Annotated in this window: 1 tRNA gene; it reads right to left on the bottom strand. The window is 37.0% G+C overall.

The window, feature by feature from the left end:
• Window positions 1-2: 2 nt before the first annotated feature.
• Window positions 3-75: transfer RNA gene (locus tag AC3WTB_RS19165), tRNA-Val, on the bottom strand.
• Window positions 76-670 lie beyond the last annotated feature (595 nt).

The raw sequence follows: 670 nt of genomic DNA, 5'->3' as shown, positions 1-670 counted from the left end.
GGTGGAGGATGACGGGCTCGAACCGCCGACCCTCTGCTTGTAAGGCAGATGCTCTCCCAGCTGAGCTAATCCTCCACTATGTAAGAATCTCTCGATCCGACAAAGATTATTATATACAGGTTTTAATCATTTGTAAAGGCTATATTAAAAAAATTTTATTTCAATTTTCATTGCGTTATTTTTTAACAAAAGATCGTCATATCACCTATTCATACAGCTGCTGTTCAACGTTCAGCAGGTGAGCTTCTCTTCTCTATATTCTCTTTCAAAACGTTCAATTCCTTTAGAAATATTAGCAGTCTTTCATTTTTATACTTTAATGATATAGGTATCTCTTTAGACGTAAAGCATTTATAGAAATCGAATAGGCTTACACATCTTCAATTTAATTAAAGATATATGGAATGCGCCTATATAAGCTCATACTCTGTCTCTCTATTGTTTTGTATAGATAAGGTTTTATGCCATGAACATCTTTAGGTTCAAGTGTTTCACATGCTACGCTTGGACATAAGAAGGTGCGACGATCTTTCATCAAACAAATGGTATAAGATAAAGTATGATGTATGACCCTCAATCAGCACAAAAAAGATCAGTTCCAAATGGAACTGATCCTGATAGAAGCTTGGCGGCGTCCTACTCTCACAGGGGGAAACCCCCAACTACCATC

Source organism: Bacillus sp. EB106-04-04-XG123 (genome assembly GCF_058791855.1).
This window is presented reverse-complemented; position numbering and strand designations above follow the sequence as displayed.